This window comes from Phocaeicola fibrisolvens (assembly GCF_025567125.1).
Classification (GTDB): Bacteria; Bacteroidota; Bacteroidia; order Bacteroidales; family Bacteroidaceae; genus Phocaeicola; species Phocaeicola fibrisolvens.
In genome coordinates this window covers 1-1,377 of the sequence record NZ_JAOQJI010000103.1, presented here as the reverse complement: position 1 = coordinate 1,377, position 1,377 = coordinate 1, and the positions used below count along the sequence as shown (strand labels likewise).

Sequence of the window (1,377 nt, the reverse complement as noted above, 5' to 3'; positions counted from 1 at the left end):
TGATTCTTATTGCTTGTGGATTACACAACTTCAGAATCACGCACAAAATGAGTCATATAATAAATTAATCTATATAAAGTCTATTATAATACACATCAACATCAAGTCCTGCGGTAATATTTGCCAAAACATCTTTAAAAGGTACATAAAAAGCTTTGATACCTAGCATTCCTGGATTCATTTTTACAGTATCTTTCCATATTACTTCTTTAGGATTAATGCATACTTTTATTATCGTGCTTACATTCATACTGATGCCATTACATTGCGAAACAATTGGACGTAAGCATAAACCATTAGGAAAGCGTAATTTAATATTGCTATTTAATGATTCATTAAACTTTCTAGTCTCAACAATAACTTCAGAAGCTATCATAAATATAGAATAAAAACCTATTCCAAATTGGCCTATAGATTTAAATCCAGAAGATGCCAAACCAGGATTTTCTTCTTTAGCTAGGTCTGAAGCCCAAAAGCTTTTTCCAAAATTCAATAAATAGTCTTTTATAGTTCGCATAGACATGCCTATACCATTATCTCTAACAATTAACCATTGTTTGTTGTCTTTTTCTTCAATATATACATCAATACGACCTTCAAAGCCTTCATCCAGGTATTTTCTAGCAACAATGGCATCTCTTGCATTTTGTATTAGCTCGCGTACGACATATTCTATCTTTTTTTCTTTCCCATATAATTTTTCCCCTCCAAGAGTCTTTATAATTCCCTCAATATTACTAATATGAATATTAGCATCGCAAGGGAACCATCCACACGTCTTTACATATTTACATAATTCTTCTCTTGATTCTGCACCACTTACTCGACGGGCCTGAAAAGGTATCGGAAATGGAAGATTATTTAAGACTTCATATGATTGAATAAGCTCATTGTTAAGAACCATAACAGCATCATAAACAACATTCCATGCTGCATAATCTGATTCCTCAAAAGCAATATTTGACGCAATAATAACATTAGATTTATTTGTTGTGTCAATATCTATTTGAGATAATTTATTTTGAGCTTCCCAATGATTACGAGAAACTCCATTTATATCTAATAATTTTAGAAGATAGTCTGGCGCTCTCCCAGAATCAATATGCCCTGCATCAGCACATCTTAGAAGACATGCCAATTTCAATGGATTTATTCGCCAATCTACAGGGAAACATGGTAAAGCAGGGATCTGATTTCCTAATGCCTTAACTTTATCCATATTCCAATGATGACTTGCTGCTATATCTCCAATGACTTGCCATAAATGTTTTCTTAATTCATCATCTTCTATAATACCTCAAATCCGCAACTACGCGCCTATATGATACAGAAGCGAAAATAATCTGCATCGTTAGTAAAAAGGGGGCACAGTGCATC

1 protein-coding gene is annotated in these 1,377 nt (G+C 33.2%); it reads right to left on the bottom strand.

Features of this window, described 5'->3' with window-relative positions:
* Positions 1–64 precede the first annotated feature (64 nt).
* Complete coding sequence (locus OCV81_RS17675; RefSeq protein WP_449582012.1) at positions 65–1,291, bottom strand: HD domain-containing protein; 1,227 nt, start codon at positions 1,289–1,291, stop codon at positions 65–67.
* Positions 1,292–1,377 lie beyond the last annotated feature (86 nt).